22 protein-coding genes are annotated in these 17,982 nt (G+C 69.4%); 10 read left to right on the top strand and 12 right to left on the bottom strand.

Annotated elements, in window-relative coordinates:
• The 6 genes from ACRXBZ_RS00005 to ACRXBZ_RS00030 form a co-directional block, all read right to left on the bottom strand.
• A partial coding sequence (locus ACRXBZ_RS00005) for an amidohydrolase family protein (RefSeq protein WP_433877179.1) occupies window positions 1-477 on the bottom strand: 477 nt, incomplete at its 3' end.
• A complete protein-coding gene (locus ACRXBZ_RS00010; protein ID WP_433877180.1) occupies window positions 474-1,772 on the bottom strand; it encodes an aspartate aminotransferase family protein in 1,299 nt (432 codons plus the stop codon). The genes ACRXBZ_RS00005 and ACRXBZ_RS00010, both read right to left, overlap by 4 nt.
• Window positions 1,773-1,782: 10 nt before the next feature.
• Window positions 1,783-2,625, bottom strand: a complete 843-nt coding sequence (locus ACRXBZ_RS00015; RefSeq protein WP_433877181.1) for a nitrilase-related carbon-nitrogen hydrolase — start codon at window positions 2,623-2,625, stop codon at window positions 1,783-1,785.
• Window positions 2,626-2,913: 288 nt separating this feature from the next.
• Complete coding sequence (locus ACRXBZ_RS00020; protein ID WP_433877182.1) at window positions 2,914-3,357, bottom strand: SRPBCC family protein; 444 nt, start codon at window positions 3,355-3,357, stop codon at window positions 2,914-2,916.
• Window positions 3,358-3,502: 145 nt separating this feature from the next.
• Window positions 3,503-3,688, bottom strand: a complete 186-nt coding sequence (locus tag ACRXBZ_RS00025; RefSeq protein ID WP_433877183.1) for a DUF397 domain-containing protein — start codon at window positions 3,686-3,688, stop codon at window positions 3,503-3,505.
• A gap of 17 nt (window positions 3,689-3,705) precedes the next feature.
• On the bottom strand, window positions 3,706-4,551 hold the full coding sequence (locus ACRXBZ_RS00030; RefSeq protein WP_433877184.1) for a helix-turn-helix domain-containing protein: 846 nt from the start codon (window positions 4,549-4,551) through the stop codon (window positions 3,706-3,708).
• A gap of 159 nt (window positions 4,552-4,710) precedes the next feature.
• Between ACRXBZ_RS00030 and ACRXBZ_RS00035 the strand changes: the two genes are divergently transcribed.
• Complete coding sequence (locus ACRXBZ_RS00035) at window positions 4,711-4,980, top strand: hypothetical protein (protein ID WP_433877185.1); 270 nt, start codon at window positions 4,711-4,713, stop codon at window positions 4,978-4,980.
• 55 nt (window positions 4,981-5,035) lie between these two features.
• Here ACRXBZ_RS00035 and ACRXBZ_RS00040 read toward each other — a convergent pair whose 3' ends face one another.
• Together ACRXBZ_RS00040 and ACRXBZ_RS00045 are read right to left on the bottom strand one after the other, a co-directional pair.
• Window positions 5,036-5,170 carry a hypothetical protein gene (locus tag ACRXBZ_RS00040; protein ID WP_433877186.1) on the bottom strand — a complete coding sequence of 45 codons (135 nt, stop codon included), beginning with the start codon at window positions 5,168-5,170 and terminating at the stop codon, window positions 5,036-5,038.
• Window positions 5,171-5,257: 87 nt separating this feature from the next.
• Entirely contained in the window at window positions 5,258-5,641 is a 384-nt protein-coding gene (locus tag ACRXBZ_RS00045) for a DUF5313 family protein (RefSeq protein WP_168588877.1), read from the bottom strand.
• Between the two features lie 210 nt (window positions 5,642-5,851).
• Between ACRXBZ_RS00045 and ACRXBZ_RS00050 the strand changes: the two genes are divergently transcribed.
• From ACRXBZ_RS00050 to ACRXBZ_RS00070, 5 genes are all read left to right on the top strand, one after another.
• Entirely contained in the window at window positions 5,852-6,004 is a 153-nt protein-coding gene (locus tag ACRXBZ_RS00050; RefSeq protein ID WP_168584138.1) for a hypothetical protein, read from the top strand.
• Between the two features lie 221 nt (window positions 6,005-6,225).
• Window positions 6,226-6,843 carry a hypothetical protein gene (locus tag ACRXBZ_RS00055; RefSeq protein ID WP_433877187.1) on the top strand — a complete coding sequence of 206 codons (618 nt, stop codon included), beginning with the start codon at window positions 6,226-6,228 and terminating at the stop codon, window positions 6,841-6,843.
• Between the two features lie 51 nt (window positions 6,844-6,894).
• On the top strand, window positions 6,895-7,695 hold the full coding sequence (locus tag ACRXBZ_RS00060; RefSeq protein WP_433877188.1) for an SDR family oxidoreductase: 801 nt from the start codon (window positions 6,895-6,897) through the stop codon (window positions 7,693-7,695).
• Window positions 7,696-7,768: 73 nt separating this feature from the next.
• Complete coding sequence (locus ACRXBZ_RS00065) at window positions 7,769-8,533, top strand: TetR/AcrR family transcriptional regulator (protein ID WP_433877189.1); 765 nt, start codon at window positions 7,769-7,771, stop codon at window positions 8,531-8,533.
• Between the two features lie 92 nt (window positions 8,534-8,625).
• The gene (locus ACRXBZ_RS00070; RefSeq protein ID WP_433877190.1) at window positions 8,626-9,267 is read left to right on the top strand and encodes a TetR family transcriptional regulator; all 642 of its coding nucleotides are present in this window, start codon (window positions 8,626-8,628) and stop codon (window positions 9,265-9,267) included.
• Here the strand turns inward: ACRXBZ_RS00070 and ACRXBZ_RS00075 are convergent, their stop codons facing one another.
• Window positions 9,268-10,653 (bottom strand): amidase, encoded by a 1,386-nt coding sequence (locus tag ACRXBZ_RS00075; RefSeq protein ID WP_433877191.1) that lies wholly within the window; start codon window positions 10,651-10,653, stop codon window positions 9,268-9,270.
• A gap of 230 nt (window positions 10,654-10,883) precedes the next feature.
• On the opposite strand from ACRXBZ_RS00075, the gene ACRXBZ_RS00080 reads away from it, so the two are divergent.
• Window positions 10,884-11,822 (top strand): aldo/keto reductase, encoded by a 939-nt coding sequence (locus tag ACRXBZ_RS00080; RefSeq protein WP_433883761.1) that lies wholly within the window; start codon window positions 10,884-10,886, stop codon window positions 11,820-11,822.
• Window positions 11,823-11,826: 4 nt separating this feature from the next.
• Here the strand turns inward: ACRXBZ_RS00080 and ACRXBZ_RS00085 are convergent, their stop codons facing one another.
• The 3 genes from ACRXBZ_RS00085 to ACRXBZ_RS00095 form a co-directional block, all read right to left on the bottom strand.
• On the bottom strand, window positions 11,827-12,909 hold the full coding sequence (locus ACRXBZ_RS00085; RefSeq protein WP_433877192.1) for a VIT1/CCC1 transporter family protein: 1,083 nt from the start codon (window positions 12,907-12,909) through the stop codon (window positions 11,827-11,829).
• Between the two features lie 70 nt (window positions 12,910-12,979).
• Entirely contained in the window at window positions 12,980-13,870 is an 891-nt protein-coding gene (locus tag ACRXBZ_RS00090) for a nitroreductase family protein (RefSeq protein ID WP_433877193.1), read from the bottom strand.
• Window positions 13,871-13,979: 109 nt separating this feature from the next.
• On the bottom strand, window positions 13,980-14,759 hold the full coding sequence (locus ACRXBZ_RS00095) for an enoyl-CoA hydratase-related protein (RefSeq protein ID WP_433877194.1): 780 nt from the start codon (window positions 14,757-14,759) through the stop codon (window positions 13,980-13,982).
• A 269-nt stretch (window positions 14,760-15,028) separates the two neighbouring features.
• Between ACRXBZ_RS00095 and ACRXBZ_RS00100 the strand changes: the two genes are divergently transcribed.
• The 3 genes from ACRXBZ_RS00100 (at window position 15,029) to ACRXBZ_RS00110 (ending at window position 17,979) form a co-directional block, all read left to right on the top strand.
• Window positions 15,029-15,211: a hypothetical protein gene (locus ACRXBZ_RS00100; RefSeq protein WP_433877195.1), complete on the top strand. Its 183-nt coding sequence runs from the start codon at window positions 15,029-15,031 to the stop codon at window positions 15,209-15,211.
• A 614-nt stretch (window positions 15,212-15,825) separates the two neighbouring features.
• Window positions 15,826-15,981: a hypothetical protein gene (locus tag ACRXBZ_RS00105; protein ID WP_433877196.1), complete on the top strand. Its 156-nt coding sequence runs from the start codon at window positions 15,826-15,828 to the stop codon at window positions 15,979-15,981.
• A 120-nt stretch (window positions 15,982-16,101) separates the two neighbouring features.
• Window positions 16,102-17,979: an ABC transporter ATP-binding protein gene (locus ACRXBZ_RS00110; protein WP_433877197.1), complete on the top strand. Its 1,878-nt coding sequence runs from the start codon at window positions 16,102-16,104 to the stop codon at window positions 17,977-17,979.
• Window positions 17,980-17,982 lie beyond the last annotated feature (3 nt).

Raw genomic sequence — 17,982 nt, forward strand, 5'->3', positions numbered from 1 at the left:
GGCCATAAACATCTTGAAGCTGGTGATCCCCTCGGCGACCAGCACGTCCATCTCCTTCAGCGCCTCGTCGCCGACGTCGGAGAGGATCATGTGGAAGCCGTAGTCGATCGCGCACTGCCCATCAGCCTTGGCGTGCCAAGCGTCCAGGCCCTCGCGCAGGGAGCCGCCGACCGGCTGGATCGCGAAGTCGACGATCGTGGTGGTACCGCCCCACGCAGCGGCCCGGGTCCCGGTCTCGAACGTGTCCGAGGCGAATGTCCCACCGAAGGGCATCTGCATGTGCGTGTGCCCGTCCACGCCGCCCGGGATGACGTAGTGCCCGGACGCGTCGATCACGCTGTCCGCAGTGGACACCCATTGTTCGGCGACGGCGGGCGCGGCGATCGCGGCGACCTGTTCGCCGTCGACGAGCACGTCCGCTCGGGTCTCCTCGGTCGCGGTGATCACCAGGCCACCGCGGATAATCGTCCGGCTCATTGCCGCCCCGCCTCCTCCAGCGCCGCCAGCAGGATCCGGCCGCCCTCGCGCGCCTCGGCCTCGGTGAGGCTCAGCGGCGGGGCGATGCGCAGCACGTTGCCGTCCAGCCCGCCCTTGCCGATGAGCAAGCCACGCCGCCGGGCCGATTCGAGCACCTCGGTGGCGATCTCCGGCGCGGGCGTTCCGTCGGCGTGCGCCAGTTCGACGCCGATCATCAGGCCTTTGCCCCGCACGTCGACGACCGCCGGGACCCGGCCGAGCGCTGCGTCTAGCTCCTCGCGCAGGACCGCACCAACGCGCGCGGCGTTGCTCTGCAGGTCGTTGGCGAGGAGGTGCTCGAGGTTGGCTAGCGCCCCGGCGGCGGTGATCGGGCTTCCGCCGAAGGTGGAGATCGAGTTCGTGCGGACGCTGTTCATGATCTCGGCGCGGGCGATGACGCCACCGACCGAAAGGCCGTTGCCGATGCCCTTGGCGAAGGTGACGATGTCCGGTGCCCCGTTGGCGTCGTGTGCCTGCCAGCCCCAGAAATGCTCGCCGGTCCTCCCCCAGCCGGTCTGCACTTCGTCGCTGATCCACAGGATGCCGTGCCGGTCGAGGACCTCCTTGAACCGCGCGAACAATCCGTCCGGTGGGCTGGCGAACCCGCCGACGCCCTGGATGGGTTCGGCGATCAGGCAGGCGACGTTGCCGTGCAACTGCCCGAGCACGTCCTCCAGATCGGACACGCACGCGGCGGTGAACTCCTCGTCCGGCAGACCGGCGAGCGGGGTGCCGCGTCGACGGCTGCCGTGCACGTACGCCGTCTGCACCGGGGACAGGCTTGTCGGCGACCAGCCGCGGTTGCCGGTCACCGCCAGCGCCGAAAACGACCTGCCGTGGTAGCTGTTGCGCAGCGCCAGCACCTGGTTCGAGGCGCGGTAGCCGGTGGCCAGCAGCAGCGCGGTGTCGTTGGCCTCGGTGCCGCTGGTCGTGAAGAACACCCGCGGGTCTTCAATGCCGGACAGCTCCGCGACCCGCTCCGCGAGCTCGATCATCGGGCGGTTGAGGTACAGCGTCGAGCTGTGCAGGATCCGGCCGGCCTGCGCGCTGACCGCCGCGGTCACCTCGGGCAGCGCGTGCGCCGTCATCGTGGTGAGGATGCCGCCGAAGAAGTCCAGGTACCGGTTGCCTTCGGCGTCCCAGACGTGCCGACCCTCCCCGCGCTCGATGTCGATCGGTTCGTCGTAGTACAGCGCGAGCCAGTCCGGCAGCACCGCGCGGTGCCGCTTGGTCAACTCGGAGTGCGTGCTCGTCATCGTCGCTCCCTCACGGCTCGGTCAGCAGGCGGTAGGCGTCGGGGCGCCGGTCGCGGTAGAACGCCCACTTCTGGCGGACCTCGTCGATCAGGTCGAAGTCGAGGTCGCGCACCACGAGTTCCTCGTCGGTGTCGCTGGCGGGCTCGCCGACGAACTGCCCGTACGGGTCGACGAAGTAGCTGGTGCCGTAGAAGTCGTTGTCGCCGTACTCCTCGACGCCGACCCGGTTGATCGCCGCGATGAAGTACTCGTTGGCGACCGCCGCGGCGGGCTGTTCGAGCTTCCACAGGTAAGAGGAGAGGCCGCGGCTGGTCGCCGACGGGTTGTAGACAAGCTGCGCGCCGGCCAGCCCGAGCGCCCGCCAGCCCTCCGGGAAGTGCCGGTCGTAGCAGATGCAGACGCCGACCCGGCCGACCGCGGTGTTGAAGATCGGCCAGCCGAGGTTGCCGGGACGGAAGTAGTACTTCTCCCAGAACCCGGGCAGGTGCGGCAGGTGGTGCTTGCGGTACTTGCCAAGGTAGCTGCCGTCGGCGTCGATCACGGCGGCGGTGTTGTAGTAGAAGCCGGGGCCGTCGATCTCGTAGACCGGCACGACGACGACCATGCCGAGTTCCCGCGCCAGCGCGCACATCCGCTGCGTGGTCGGGCCGTCCGGAACCGGCTCCGCCCAGCGGTAATGCTCCGCCTCCTGCACCTGGCAGAAGTACGGGGCGTTGAAGACCTCCTGGAAGCCGATGATCCGGGCGCCCTGGCCGGCGGCAGCGCGGGCGTGCTTCTCGTGCTGGTCGACCATCGAGGCGGTGTCGCCGGTCCACTTCGCCTGGACCAGCGCCGCACGAACGATGTTGGGCATGGTTGCGCTGCACCCCTTCGGTCCGTGATGCCCTCTAAGACGACGTTCGGAGGGCGACCATGACGAGCCGGTCGGCCCGCTCACTGAAGGTATGACCAGCGGCCACCACGCGCAATGATCAAGCGGTTACCCAGAGTTCCCGTTCGGCGCGACGCGATCGGGACACGCGGTGCGGCGAGCGAAGATGCCAGAAAGACACCGGCACCCCGCCACCCGAATTCCTTCGAACAGGCGAAGCGCCGGTGTGTCGTGCTCGCCGCGGCTCGTCCGGTGAGCGCGACACCGCTGTCACGATTGCTTGGCGAGCGCGTCCAGGTTGTCCAGGACTTCGGAGTAGATGCGCTTGAGGCCGCCCGGGGCGAACGTTCGCTCGAAGAATCCGCCGATTCCCTTCGCGCCTTCCCACGTGGTCTCGATCCGCACGAGGCAGCCGTCGTTCTCCTCGCGCACCGTCCACGTGGTCACCATGCTGGAGTTCGCGTCGGTCTCGACGAGCTTGCCGGATTCGGGCTCGCTCATGACGGCCTTGACGTCGCGCACGCGCTTGGAGGTCGCCTGGAGTTTCCAGGTCGCGATCGTTCCCGCACCCGTGCCGCCTTCGACGACCGCGTAGTCCCGGTAGTGCTCGGTCAGGATCTTCGGCCTGCTTTGCGCGTAGTCGGCGATGATCGTCCGCACCTGCTCCGCGGATGCGCCGGTCCGGCGCTCCGCGCTGGCCGTGACCTTGCCCATGTCATTCCTCCAAGTAGCCGACGGCAGACTGCACCACCTATCTCACCAGCACGACGCACCACGTGCGTCACCAGCGTCCGCGCCGGGCGCGGCCGGGCGCCAGCGTCGGCCGCCTGTTCGTGCTGCGCAGATCCATGGCCCGCCTTCAGCGCAGCGACTCGACGAACCGAGACCACCGATCGGCCGGGAAGGCCAAGACGGCACCGTCGGTGTCCTTTGAGTCCCGCACCCCGACGCCGGGCCCGGCAAACGCGACCTCGACACAGTTGGCGTTCGCCCCACTCCGGCTGCTCTTGCGCCAGTCGGCATTGGTCAACTCTAGCGCAGACATCCACGCTCCTCGTGTGGTCAGTGCTCAGCGGCGATATTTCTAATCAGATCGCCCGTTGCGCCCGATGCAAGGGCTGCATGAAGGATATTCCTCAACGCTAGGCGGTAGGAAGCCAAGTCCTGATCTTCCTCCAGAAACAGCTCGGTGTAGTGATTGCCCACGTAGACAATGTCGGGCTCCTCATCGAACTCAAGCACCAAGAAGGCACCGTGCAGACCGACATAGGCACCTGCCGACACAGGGACCACGAGGAGGTTGACATTGCTCGCACCTGCAACGTTCAACAGGTGCTGCAACTGCCGCTTCATGACACCAGACCCACCGATAGGCCTACGCAGAACGGTTTCGTCCATCACAGCAAGGAATTGCGGCGCTCGGCTCCTGCTGAGAACGATCTGGCGCGCCATCCGCGCCGCGACGAGCTGGTCGAGCTCTTCCTCGGTCAAAGTGGCGTCGATGCCTTGGATGATCGCCCTGCAATACTCGGGCGTCTGCAGCAGTCCTGGGACGAACGTCGTCTCGAAGTTCTGGATGCGGCTTGCCTTGGCTTCGAACTCCATGAGGTTCTTCCAGTTATGCGGCAAGCCTGTTTGCCGTTCCCACCAGCCCTTCTGATCGGCACTCTTGGCCAACTCGACCAACGTGTGCCGTTCCACAGCCGGGACGTGGTAGAGCCCGAGCAGTGCCGCCACGTCCTCGATCTGCAGGCCGCTGACGCCGGTCTCGATGCGGCTGATCTTGCTACCGGACACCCCCAGCTTGGCACCTGCTTCAGTGCAGCTGAGCCCCGCTTTCTCCCGATATCGCCGCAATTCGTTTGCTATCTGGCGAGAACGTACTGACGTATGGCGGTTCCCCGGCATGGCAACCTCCTGCGAAGCGTTGTTTTGATCAGGATCTCGAAGCCAGCGGACCGTCCACAATGACCTGATCGGATGATTGCTTGCAAGCATTGCATCGTGCGAGCTTCACTGCGTCAACCCTGCGACCAGGGCAAACATGAGATCAATTCGGGAGAGGGTATGAGCGGCGAGCTCGCACGGAAGCGGACCGAACTAGAACTGCGGATCATGTCCGAAACCGCCACGGAAAAGTCCTGGCACATTCCGGCGCAGGCCGGCAAGGGGCCGGTCACCGTCGCACTGCGGATTCCCGAAGTGCGCGTCACCGATTCGGCCGGGCGGCACATCCTGATCGGCCCAGAACAGGCCGACGTGCTCGGTTCGAAGCTGAGCAGCATCAGCGACTGGCTACAAGAAGGCGACCGAGACTGGATCGACCCCGACGCCTAGCGACCTAGGCGAACGGCCCGTTGACTCCGGCAGACGAGACAAACGGGCCGTTCGCTCAGCTGCCGAGGCCGATGCCGATGCCGGGACTGTCGAGGAGGGTTACGCCGCCCGCCACCAAGAGGTCCGCCCGGTCATCGCCGGGCAGCGGTCCCGGCGACGTCGGCCGGTCGGCGCGATCCGTCCAGTACACGGCTATTTCGGTGTCGGCCAACGCCGGGTCGCACTGGTGGTGGAGTCGCCCTTGGCAGCGTTGAGCTGGTTCATCCGCCGCTATCCGCTATTCCCACCACGGCTGGTAGCCGACGCCGTGCCTCGCCGCCCGGTTCACGTCCCGGCGCAGCTCCCGGGTCTCGCGTGCGACACCCGGCGCGAAACCGTGTTTGATGGCGCGGTGTTCGGCCGTCTCGCCCAGGTAGCAGACCGAGTAGAACAGCCCGACCAGCAAGCCCAGCAGGATCGAGACCAGCCTGATCCACAGCGGACCGGGCAGCAGCACCAGGAGGCAGAACGGCGCCAGCTGGGTGAGGGCGCGGGCGAGGTGCCGCAGCACCCAAGTCGGGCAGGTGACGTCGTGCAACACCCACTCGGCGCACCGGTCCGGAAGCCTGCCACCGAAGGCGTACCAGACCCATTGCGCTGGATTGGGCCGGTTCTTCGCCATTTCTCCAGGCTAGTCTCAGGCTAGTCTTCGCGGGTTTTGGCCGGAGCCACCCGTTCGGCCGGTCCTGGACAACGGCGCAATCCTATGGGCGGCACGCCTCGGCGCCCGCACCCGTCCGCTCCGCCGCGTGCGTCCCGCGACACATCCGCCGGATAGCCAGTAACGAACGGCGGCCTTGATCGATAGTTCTGGGCAGAAGGGGTGAGTAACATGTTCGTCGTCGTTGTGGCCTTGCTGTTCGTGCTGATCTTGGGTGTTGTCATGTTCACCGATGTGCTGGACGGCAAGGAGTCGTCGGGCCACGGCCTGAAGGATGCGGTGGCGCAGTTGCGGCGCGAGATCCGCCTGATCGGCCACCGCTGATCATCCAGAATGGACTCCGGCCTCGCCTGCGGCGGGGCCGTTCTGGTCCGCCGGGCGGCCGCACCACCGCCCCACCGGTGATGATCTTGTAATCCCCGTCGGACCGGGGGGCTGGCGACCCGGACCCGCAGTGTCGTAGGGTTCGACCGGCCGCCCTCACTCGTTCGAGTGAACGGCGGCGTCGCGAGCAGACCATACGGCCGACAGGTGGGGTGACAGCAATGGGTAGGTCGTCGTTGCCGCGAGCCCGCACTCGGGGCCGCCACCGGCGGGTGGAACCCAAGACGTGGCAACACGCCACTCCCCCGCGGGTGATCGGCTACGCGGTCGCGGTGTCCCTAACCGTGATCGCGGTCAGCAGCGCCTACCACCGCACCGACGCGCCGCAGGCAGCGCCGGAGCCGGCTCCGCAGGTGGCCGCCGCCCAGTCCGGGGCGAAGTTCCTCGTGCCGCAGGTCACTCCCACCGTCCCGGACTTGACCGCCCCGACGCCGGAGCCGCGGCTGGTCGCCAGCGAGACCCCCGAGCCTGGACCGGCCACCACCGGCACCGCGCCGACGACCACCAAGCGGCCCGCGCAGACTGCGGCCCCGGAAACCACGAAGGCGCCGAAGTCGACTTCCCGGACCTCGACCCCCGCGGAGTCCTCGCAGCCGGAGCCGACCCAGTCCTCCGAGCCGTCCCAGACCACGCAGCCGTCGGAGCAGCCGAGCGAGCCGGCCCCGCCTTCGCATTCCGAGCCGGAGCCGACCCCGCCGAGCAGCTCCAAGCCGACGCACCCGGGCCTGCTGCCGGATCTCGGTGGCGTCATCGACGGCATCACGGGTCTGAACCCCTAGCCTTCGCGACCCTGGCACCGCGGTGAGACAGTTGATCCAGGGGGTGCCGACATGGACACAATCGCGATCACCGGCGGAACCGGACACCTCGGGCGGGAACTGGTGCGCCTGCTCAAGCCCACGCACCGGGTGCGGGTCCTGACTCGCCGCCCCGGCACCGACCCCGAAATGGAGTGGGTGCGGGGCGACCTCACCACCGGAGAAGGTGTCGCGGAGGCGGTGGCCGCCGCGCACACCGTGGTGCACGCGGCGACGTATTCCCCGGTCGCGCAGCGGGGTTTCATGCACCCGGTCGACTTCTGGCGCAGCCCGCCCGACGTGGACGTCGACGGCACCAGCCGGTTACTCGAAGCTGCCACCGCGGCCCGGGTCCGGCACTTCCTGTACGTCTCGATCGTCGGCGTGGACCGGCCGGCGATGCCGTACCTGCGACTGAAGCACACCGCAGAAGAGCTGGTCAGCGTTGCCGACGTGCCTTGGTCGATCGTACGCGCGACCCAGTTCCACTGGCTGCTGGACCGGATGTTCAACCGGGCGTCCCGGCTGCCGGTGCTGCCGCTTCCGGGCGCGCTGCCCACGCAGCCCGTTGACGTCGGCGACTTCGCCGATTACCTGGTCGAATGCATTCGCGACGGTGCCGGGCAGCGGCGCGAGGACTTCGGCGGCCCTGAAGTGCTCACCCTCCGCGATGCGCTGCGGACCTGGCAGCGCGCCCGCGGCAGCGACCGCCGGGTGGTGGGGTTCCCGGCGCCGCAGCGGCTGCGCCGCATCGCCACCGACATGACCTGCCCGGGCGGTCGCCGGGGCAAGATCACCTGGGCTGAGTGGCTGCAGTCGCATCCCGCCGAGTGACCGCCGTCCACCCCGCGGCGGGCGCCGACCGCTCTCCTACGATCTGGTCGTACGGAGTACGGAGGCGGGTGCGATGGCGACCGAGTACAGCGGCGGCGGTGATCCGGCGCGCAGCCTGGCGCTGCTGTGGCGGACCCACGACGGGCCGGGCAGCGGCCGAAAGGGGCGTTCCGACCTCGGCGTGGACCGCATCGTGCGGGCCGGGATCGAGATCGCCGACGCCGACGGGCTCGCCGCGCTTTCCATGCGCCGGGTCGCCGACCACCTCGGCGTCGGCACCATGTCGCTGTACACGTACGTGCCGGGCAAGGCAGAGCTGATCGACGTCATGCTCGACACGGTTTACGGCGAGACCGCCCGCCCCGAAACCGAATCGGACTGGCGCGCCAGGGTGACGCAGGTCGCCCGGGAGAACTGGGCGCTTTACCGCCGCCATCCGTGGATGCTGCAGGTCGCGGCCGGGCGCGCGGTGGTGGGGCCGAACGCGATCGCCAAGTACGACTACGAGCTGGGCGCGGTCGCGGAGCTGGGGCTCGCCGAGGTCGAGATGGACTCCGTGCTGAGCCTGGTGCTGGGGCACACCGAGGCCGCCGCCCGCCGCTCGGTGGAGATGGCGCAGGTCGAGCGACGCAGCGGGATGACCGACGAGCAATGGTGGCGTGCGCACGCCCCGCTGCTCGGCCGGCTCCTCGACCCGCAGCGCTACCCGACCGCCGCCCGCGTCGGTGCCGCCGCGGGCGAGGCCCACGGCTCGGCGCACAACCCGGAGCACGCCTTCGAGTTCGGCCTGCAGCGGATCCTCGACGGCATCGAGACCTTCGTCGCGAGCCGCCGGTAGTAGGATGCGGTCGGGACCGACACTACAGAAAATGTCAGTCGATGCCAATTGTCGCGACATGACTTATGTCGCGGCCTGGCACAATGAGTGGCATGACCGTCCCGACCGACCATGGTGGCCTGCGCGCCCGCAAGAAGCAGCGCACGCGGGCCGCCCTGATCGACGCGGGCCTGGACCTGTTCCTGGCGAAGGGCTACGACGCGACCACCATCGACGAGATCGCCGCCGAGGTGGAAATTTCGTCACGCACGTTCTTCCGCTACTTCGCAGGCAAGGAGGACGTGGCCCTGGCCAAGGGCGCCGAGTTCGACGACCTCGTGCTCGACGCCCTCGCCGCCCGGCCCGCCGACGATCCGCCGCTGACCGCCCTACGGCACGCAGTACTGGGCATGATCCGCGAATCGGCCTCCGACGACGTCCGCCGGTTCCTCCACGTCCAGCACCTGATCAACAAGACTCCGCCGCTGCTGGCGGGCAACCTCCGCCGAGCGGCCGGCAGCGAGGAGCGGCTGACCGCGGAGATCGCCGCGCGGCAAGGCGTGGACCCGGCCCGGGACATGCGGCCGCGGGTGCTGGTCGGGATGGTCTGGGGCGCGCTGCGCATCGGCTTGGAGGCGATGTGCGCCGACCCGCGCCGAGACCTGGAGCGGCTGGTCGAGCTCGTGGAGGAAGCCATCGACCTGGCCACCGCCGGAATCCCCGAGCGCTGGGGCGACGACCCGCACACCTGGTGATCACAACCTCGGCCAGGGGCGCTGCGCGGGGCGGAGCTGCTCGAAGGCCCGGGCCAGGCGAAGCACCCCCAGGTCGTCGAAGCGCTTGCCCGCGATCTGCAGTCCGATCGGCAGGCCCTCCGGGGTCCAGCCGCAGTTGACCGACACGGCCGGCTGGCCGGACATGTTGTAGGGCAGCGTGAACGCGATGTGCTCCATCGCGCGCATCGGGTCGCCGGTCGGGTAGGCCTGCTCAGCGGGGAACGCCGGGATCGGCGCCACCGGGGACAGCACGAAGTCGAAGTCGCGGACCACCCGGTTGGCGGCCACCGAGATCGCATCCATCTGGCTGAAGCCGTGGAAGACGCCGGCGGCCGAGACGTCCTTGGCGCTGGTCGCCCACTGGGCGATGCCCGGCAGGATCTTGGCGCGGCGCTCCGCGGGCAGGGCCGAGATGTCGGTCCAGGACCGGAACCGCCAGAACCGGTCCATGCCGTCGAGCATCTCGCGGGACAGGAACGGGTCGATCGGTTCCACCACGGCCCCGGCCGACTCGAAGAGCTGCGCCGCGGCGGTCACGGCGGCGGTGACTGCCGGTTCGACGGGCAGCCCCACGCGCTGGTCGAGAAGGAGGGCGATGCGCAGGCCGGAGACGTCGCAGTCCAGCTGCGTCCAGTCGACACCGGCCGGGGGAAGCGCCGTGTGGTCTCGCGCGTCCGGCGCCGAAAGCACCGCCGTCAGCAGCGCGGTGTCCGCGACCGTGCGGGTCAGCGGGCCGACGACCCGGCCCGGGTACGGCGGGGCGACCGGGATCCGGCCGAAGCTGGGCTTGAGCCCGACCACGCCGCACCACCCGGCGGGCAGCCGCACCGAGCCGCCGATGTCGGTGCCCACGTGCAGCGGCCCGTATCCGGCGGCGGCCGCCGCACCCGCCCCGGCACTGGAACCGCCGGGGGTGCGGCCCAGGTCCCAAGGGTTGCGGGAGAGGTGGTGGAAGCTCGACGCTCCCGAGGAGAGCATGCCGTAATCGGGCATGGTCGTCTTGGCGAAGATCACCGCGCCGCTCTCCCGCAGACGCGCCGCGGCGGGGGCGTCTGCGCCAGCCGGGGACAACTCGGTGGCCGCGGTGCCCTGCGGCACGGGCGTTCCCCTCGTCGCGATGTTCTCCTTGACCGTCACCGGAACCCCGTCGATCGGCCCCGCCGGGGTACCGGCACGCCAACGCTGTTCCGACGCCTGCGCTGCAGCGCGCGCACCTTCGGGGTCCGGCGCGTAGAGGGCGCACAGTTTGGGCTCGTAGGAATCGATGCGCTCCAGCACGGCATCCATGACTTCGACCGGCGAGATCTCGCCCGCCTGGTACGCCGCCGCCAGATCCACGGCCGTGAGGTCAGCCAGCTCCGTCATGCCAAGTTCTCCTCGCTCGCACTCGAAGCTCCGAGTCTCGACCAGACCACACCGCGGGTAAAGGCGGAAGCGCGCGCCGACTTCGATCGTCCTTTGTGGTCTGTCCAGATGCTGAGCCGGCCGACCGGGCGGGACTAGGCTGGGAGCAGGACCGAAAGCCAACCACATTGATCGGAGCGCACGTGTCGCAACCGTCCCTGCCCCGTCGTCGATTGGGTCGCAGTGGCCCACTGGTGAGCGCCATCGGCTACGGCGCGATGGGCCTGTCCGGGGTGTACGGCGCCGCCGACGACGCGGAGTCGGCCCGCCTGCTGAACCAGCTGCTCGACCTCGGGGTCGACTTCCTGGACACCGCCGACGCCTACGGAGACGGGCACAACGAGGAGCTGATCAGCGGCCTGCTCGCGAAGCGCCGCGACGAGGTCGTGCTGGCCACCAAGTTCGGCGCCAACAAAGACATCGGCGGCGGCCGCCCCGAGTACGTGCGCCAGGCGGTCGAGGCCAGCCTCGCCCGGCTCGGCACGGACCACATCGACCTCTACTACCTGCACCGGCTCGACCCGGCCACGCCGATCGAGGAAACGGTCGGGGCGATGGCCGAGCTGGTGCAGGCCGGCAAGGTACGGCACCTCGGCCTGTCCGAGATCAGCGCCGAAACCTTGCGCCGCGCCCATTCGGTGCACCCGATCGCGGCGGTGCAGCAGGAGTACTCGCTGTTCACCCGCGACTCGGAGGCCGAACTGCTGCCCGCGCTGCGGGAGCTCGGCGTCGCGCTCATCGCGTACTCGCCGCTGGGCCGCGGCGTGCTGACCGGTGCCTTCAGCAGCGCCTCGGACGTGGAGAACCTCGAAGTGCGCAAGCAGCGGTACCCGCGCTTCGAGGAGGAGAGCCTGCGCCGCAACATCGAGCTGACCCGGCCGCTGCGGGAGCGGGCCGAAGCGCTGGGACTCACCCCGGCGCAACTCTCGCTGGCCTGGCTGCTGGCCCAGGGGGAGGACGTCGTGCCGATCCCGGGCAGCCGCCGCATCGAGCGGGTGCAGGCCAACATCCACGCCGCCACGACCGAGCTGGACCCGGCGGTCGTGGCCGAGCTGTCCGAGCTGTTCCCGCCCGGTGCCGCCGCCGGCGAGCGCTACACGCCCGCCGGGATGGCCCGGCTGGACCGGTGATCGCTCACCCGACGGTCGCGCCGAAGATCAACCCGAGCAGGTAGGTCACTGCCGCTGCTCCCGCGCCGATGGCGAGCTGCCGCGAGGCGCGGCGCAGCGGCGCGGCGCCGGAGAGCACGCCGACGGCGGCGCCGGTGAGCATCAGCGCTAGGCCCACGAGCACGACGGCGATGAGGACGGCGAGGCCGCCGGTGAGACCGAACGCGAACGGCAGCACGGGGACCAGCGCGCCGGAGGCGAAGAAGGCGAAGCTGGACAGCGCCGCCTTCGTGCCGGTGCCGACGATCTCGTGGTGGTCGGCGGGCTTTTCGGGCGGCACCGGCGGTTTGGGGTCGCGCAACAGGGCCTCCGCGCGGCGCTGGGCTTCGTCGGCGGACATCCCCCGGGCCCGGTAGACCAGCGCGAGTTCGTTCGCATCGACGTCGAGGTAGGGCACCACCGCGCGGGCGTCGGGATTCGGGGCGGCCGCGGCCAGCAGTTCCCGCTGGGAGCGCACCGAGATGTACTCGCCGGCCCCCATCGACAGGGCGCCGGCCAGCAGCCCCGCCAAGCCGGTCAGCAGCACGGTCGAGGTCGGTACGTTCGCGCCGATGACGCCCAGCACCAGCGCCAAGTTGCTGACCAGGCCGTCGTTGGCGCCGAACACCGCCGCGCGGAAAGTTCCCGAAACGCGGGCCCGCCCGCGCGCGGCGAGGGCCCGTACCACCTCTTCGTGGATCCGCTCGTCGGCGGCCATCGCCGGGGGCGCGTCGCTGTCGGAGCGGTACGGTGTGCGGCTTTCTGCACGCTGCGCCAAGGCGAGCACGAAGACCGAACCGAACCGGCGGGCGAGGAACACCAGAAGCCGCATCCGGAACTGGCCGCGCCGCTTCGGACCGACCTCGTCGCCGAGCAGTTCTTCCCAGTAGGCGGCGTGCCGTTCCTCGGCCTCGGCGAGCCCCAGCAGAATCTCCCGCTCCTCGCCGGAGCGCCGGGCGGCCAGTTCCCGGTAGACCTTGGCCTCCTCGTGCTCGCCGGCGAGCCGGCGCCGCCAGCGGCGCACCGATTTCGCGTCTGCTGGGCCTGCTCGAAACCCGTTGTCCTGCACGCGCCAAGCCTCCTGAACGGGCGTCCCCGGTGACCATTGGAAGTCCACAGTAGAGTTCTACTGTGCACGATCAACGGCGCGGCGGCAGCAGTTCCATCGAGTCCGCCAGCACCCGGCGCGGCATCATCGGCAGCGGCTCGTCCGAAGCCGGCCAGCCCAGGCGCAGCACCAACTGGGGATGCCCCGCACCGCCGAGGACCGCCGCCCGGACCCGTTCCCGCTCCTCGGCTACCTCGCCCAACTGGTTCAGCGGGCAAGTGACCAGTCCCTCCCGCGCCGCCGCCAGCAGGACCGCACTGAGCGCCTCCCCCACCGCCAGCCAGCTGTCGACGCGGTCGCCGCGGGTGGCCAGCACCGCGAGCACCGCTTCGTCGGTCAGCACCGGAACCGCCGGTTCGGGATCGTCCAGATCGGCGATCGCCTTCTGGTATTCGGGGGTTTCCCGGTATTGCCCGGCTCTCCGCAGGGCGTCGACCAGGAGCGAGCGGTGCTCAGCGGCCCGCACCAGGACGCCGTGCTCCGTCTCGGCCGCGGCCCGCAGGGCCGTCAACAACTCCGGCGGAACCGGCTCCGCGCGGAATGAACACCGCGCGGTGCGCCGCTGACCCGCGACACCGGCGAGCGCGACCATCTCCGGGGAGACGTGATCGCGCGGGCTGAACTGGATCGACGCCAGGTGTCCGGGCTGGGCCGGGTTCGGCAGGCGGTGTACCAACGCCCGCCACCCGAGCGCGGCGAACGCGACCCGTACGTAGTTCAGTGCGGCGCCACAGCTGATCACCTGCGCGCGCCCCGCCGGATCGAGCTCCTCCGGCAGTCGCGAAAGGTCCAGGAAGAGCTGCAGTGATCGCTCGGCGAGCAGCCACCTCCATGGTTGGCAGTTGTGCACCGAGGGCGCTCGACACGTCAGGGACAGCGCCGAACACACGCTGTCATAAGATGGCGCAGAGACGTGTGCCATCCACTACCACATCCTCACGAACTCCGGGTCAAGCACCATCGTTCGCAGCGCCAACTGGTCGGTCCAGGGCAGAAAGTCATGGTGCCTGCGCGGACCGCGATCTCGGTGCTCAGTCGCCGAAGGCCGGGGCGCGCTTCTCCAGGAACGACTGCATCCGTTCGCGCGCGTCCGGGGTTTGCGAGGTCGCGGCCATCACCTCGGTGGCAATCGCGTAGGCGTCGGCCTCCGGCCGGTCCAGCTGCGCGTAGATCGTCTGCTTGCCCACCGCCTTGGCCTGCCTGCTGCCGCGCGTCGCTCGCTCCAGCAGCGCCGCGACGGCCTCGTCCAGTCCCGCGTCGGGCACCACCTGGTTGACCAGGCCCCAGCGCTCGGCGGTCGCGGCGTCGATCGGATCGCCGGTGAGCGCCATCTCCATCAGCCGCTTGCGGCCGATGGAGCGGGCCACCGGCACCGCCGGCGTGTGGCAGAACCAGCCGCCTGTGCCGCCGGGCAGCGCGAAACCGGCCGACTCGGCGGCCACCGCCAGGTCGCAGGTGGCCACCAGCTGGCAACCGGCCGCCACCGCCAGCCCGTGCACCCGCGCGATCACCACCTGCGGAACCGCATGGATGGTGCGCATCACCGACTCGCACAACCGCAGCAGCTCGCGCATCCCGGCCAGGTCGCGCTCGGCCATGTCACCGAAGTCGTGCCCGGAGCTGAACACCGGACCCGCGCCGGCCAGCACGATCCCGGTCGCCTTCGTCTCGGCCGCCGCCTCGAACGCCTGCCGCAGCTCGGCGAGGTGCGCCGCGGACAACGAGTTGCGGCTCTTGGGGCGGTTCATGGTGATCCGGACGGTCGGACCATCCTGTTCGGTCCGCAGGTGCTGATACTCCGGGCTGCTCATCGGCGCTCCAGGGAACTCGACTTCGCCGTCGTTCTCCGAGCCTCGCACACCGAACGCCGCGGCGGCACCCACCTGGAAGAGCTCCCCTACCGGACCGGTTCCCGCGTCAGCCTCCGGCTGACCAGGCCCATCTCCCGGCGCGACCGGCGCGGCCGGTTGTGATCGGCGGCCGGATGTGATCGGCTTTCCCCACGCGGGTGGTGAGCTGCCGGTGGCCGCCGGGTAGGGTCTCGTCGGCGTCGAGGGTGGTAGGACAGGGGGCTGAGCTCATGGACCGCAAGGCCGTGATCGTGGTCGTGGCGCTCGTGGTCGTCGTACTTGGCTCGCTGCTGGTCCGCGACCCGGTCGGGTCGGCGGACGCCGTCCGGTCCGGGTTCGACCTGCTGGTGTCGGCGATCAGCGCAATGGCCAATTCGCTGACGACGTTCTTCCAGCACCTATTCGCCGGCTGACCGGCCAGGACTGCGCACGTCCGACGGGCATCATCGCCGACAATTTATTAACCAACTGCGCTGTCCGATACTTTCCAACCCAATGGATCCAGGTTCGCCGAAAACATGCCCATGATTGATTTCCCGCATGTGAAAGCGCGGCCAGCGACCTAAAAAGGATCGTGCTCAATACCCACTCCCTCAACACCGAAACAAAGCACGGGAAAAAGCTCGGGACTAAATACCCGGATCCCTCGCGAACGGCGCCTATGCGGTCTGCAAAGGCGAAAAAATCCGCCGAAACAACACGAAAGCCAGCTTGTCCTCCCCGGGTGGACCGCTTAAGGTGGGAACCGGTCACATCGAGGAAAGAGCCGGCCGAGGTCAGTGCCAAATGACATCGGCTACTGGGGAAGACCGACTCACCAGCGAAGTGGCCCGGCGCAGGAGAAAAGATTTCCGGCCGGTCCGCAGTTCGCAAAGCTCCCACCGGGCACACGTTCGATCCAGGGCCCAGATCGTTCCGCTCGGGTGGTCTGCGGGGGACTGGAATCTCCATGCGCTGCATGCAAGCGCGCGCCGGATCTCAGGGTTATCCGGCACGTGACGTGCATCGACCGAAAATGGTGATGGGAATGCAGATCAAGGACTCGTTCAGGTTCGACCGGTTCCGCGGCTGGGGCGGTTGGGGCTCCGGCTGGGGCTGGGGCGGTTGGGGCTCCGGCTGGGGCTCTGGCTGGGGCTCCGGCTGGGGCGGCTGGGGTGGCTGGGGCGGTTGGGGCTGCTGGTGATGAGCCCTAACGTCCACAGGACCGTCCTAGACGTCCACAGGACCGTGTAGACGCGTAGCTCCCACTCCTCCCGGGGTGGGAGCTACGCCTGTAAGTGGGGGTGATGATTTGCCGGGATTGGTGAACTGGCTGTTCCGGCCGGCCGAACGGGACACCGAGGGGCTGGTCGAGCGCGCGCCGACGGTGCGGGTGCGCGAGGTTTTCCGCCGCTTCTGGCCGGATGCGCGGCAATACCGCGGCTGGCTGCTGGTCAGCCTGGTGCTGGTGCTGGTATCGCCGCTGCTGGACGCGGCCGCGATCTGGTTGTTCAAGGTGCTCATCGACGACGTGCTGACCCCACGCAACTTCTCGCTCTTTCCCGCGATCGCGGTGGCGTACGCGTTGATAACACTGGCGTCGGGCGTGCTGGACTTCTGCGGGCAATACCTCGCGACGTGGATCGGCGAGAACTTCCTGAACAAGTTGCGCACCAAGGTCTTCGCCCACCTGCACACCCTGTCGATCGGGTTCTTCGACCGCAGGCGCATCGGCGACACGCTGTCCCGGCTCACCGGGGACGTGGCCGCCATCGAGAGCCTGGTGCTGTCCGGGGTCGCGCAGACCTTCGCCTCGGTCGTGAAGGTCCTGCTGTTCGCCGGGGTGCTGTTCTACCTCGACTGGCTGCTGGCCCTGGTGTCACTGGTCGGGGCCCCGCTGTTCTGGGTCGTCGCCAAGTTCTTCGCGCGGCGGATCAGGGAGGCATCCCGCGAGGTCCGCGGGCGCAGCGGCTCGATCTCCACCGTCGCCGAGGAAAGCCTCGGCAACGCGCCGCTGATCCAGGCCTACGGGCGGGAACAGGCCGAGGTGGACCGCTTCACCCGGCAAAGCCGCGGCAACGTCGCCGCCGCGATGGCCTCGGTGCGAGTCGGCGCGCTGTTCTCCCCGCTGGTCGACCTGCTGGAAGTGTTCGGCGTGATGGCCATCCTCGGCGTCGGCATCTACGAGCTGTCGGCGGACCGGATCAGCCTCGGCGGGCTGCTGGTGTTCCTGGTCTACCTGTCCCAGCTCTACACGCCGGTGCGCAGCCTCGGCCAGCTGTCCAACACCGTCTTCGCCGCGTCCGCCAGTGCGGAGCGCATCATCGACCTGCTCGACCAGCGCCCACTGGTTCAGAACCCGGCGCATCCGATCCCGCTGCCGCGGCGGATCACCGGCCGTCTGGAGGTCGACCGGGTCGGCTTCCGCTACCCCGACACCACCGCCGACGTGCTGCGCGGGGTGAGCTTCTGCGCCTTGCCGGGGCAAACCACCGCAGTGGTCGGAACCAGCGGCGCGGGCAAGTCCACGCTGACCAAGCTGCTGCTGCGCTTCTACGACCCCACCCACGGCCGGATCCTGCTGGACGGCATCGATCTGCGGGCCGTGGACCTGGACGCGCTGCGCGCCAACATCGCGATCGTGCTGCAGGAAACCCTGCTGCTGGACGGCACCATCGCGGACAACATCCTGGCCGGGCGCTCGGACGCCACCCGCGATCAGCTGGTCGAGGCGGCCGAGGCCGCCGACGCGCACCAGTTCATCCAGCAGCTACCGGAGGGCTACGACACCCGGGTCGGGCAGCGCGGCCGCCTGCTCTCCGGAGGGCAGCGGCAGCGCATCGCGATCGCCCGCGCGATGATCCGCGACGCCCCGATCCTGCTACTGGACGAGCCGACGACGAGCCTGGACGCCGAAGCCGCGCAGCGGATCCTGGCGCCACTGCGCCGGTTGATGGCCGGGCGCACCACCATCGTGATCTCGCACAACCTGCTCACGGTCCGCGACGCGCAGCAGATCATCTACCTGGACCGCGGGACGATCACGGAAGCCGGCACCCACGACGAGCTGCTGGCCAACAACAACGGCTACGCCCACCTCTACCGGCTGCACCACCCGGAGCGTCCGGTCGGACCGCCGGAAACTCGGGCCCGACCGGACGGGCACATGGACGGGCACATGGACGGGCACATGCCCGGCTAGGAC

Origin of the sequence: Saccharopolyspora hattusasensis, assembly GCF_050972075.1 — a bacterium.
Lineage (GTDB): Bacteria > Actinomycetota > Actinomycetes > Mycobacteriales > Pseudonocardiaceae > Saccharopolyspora > Saccharopolyspora hattusasensis.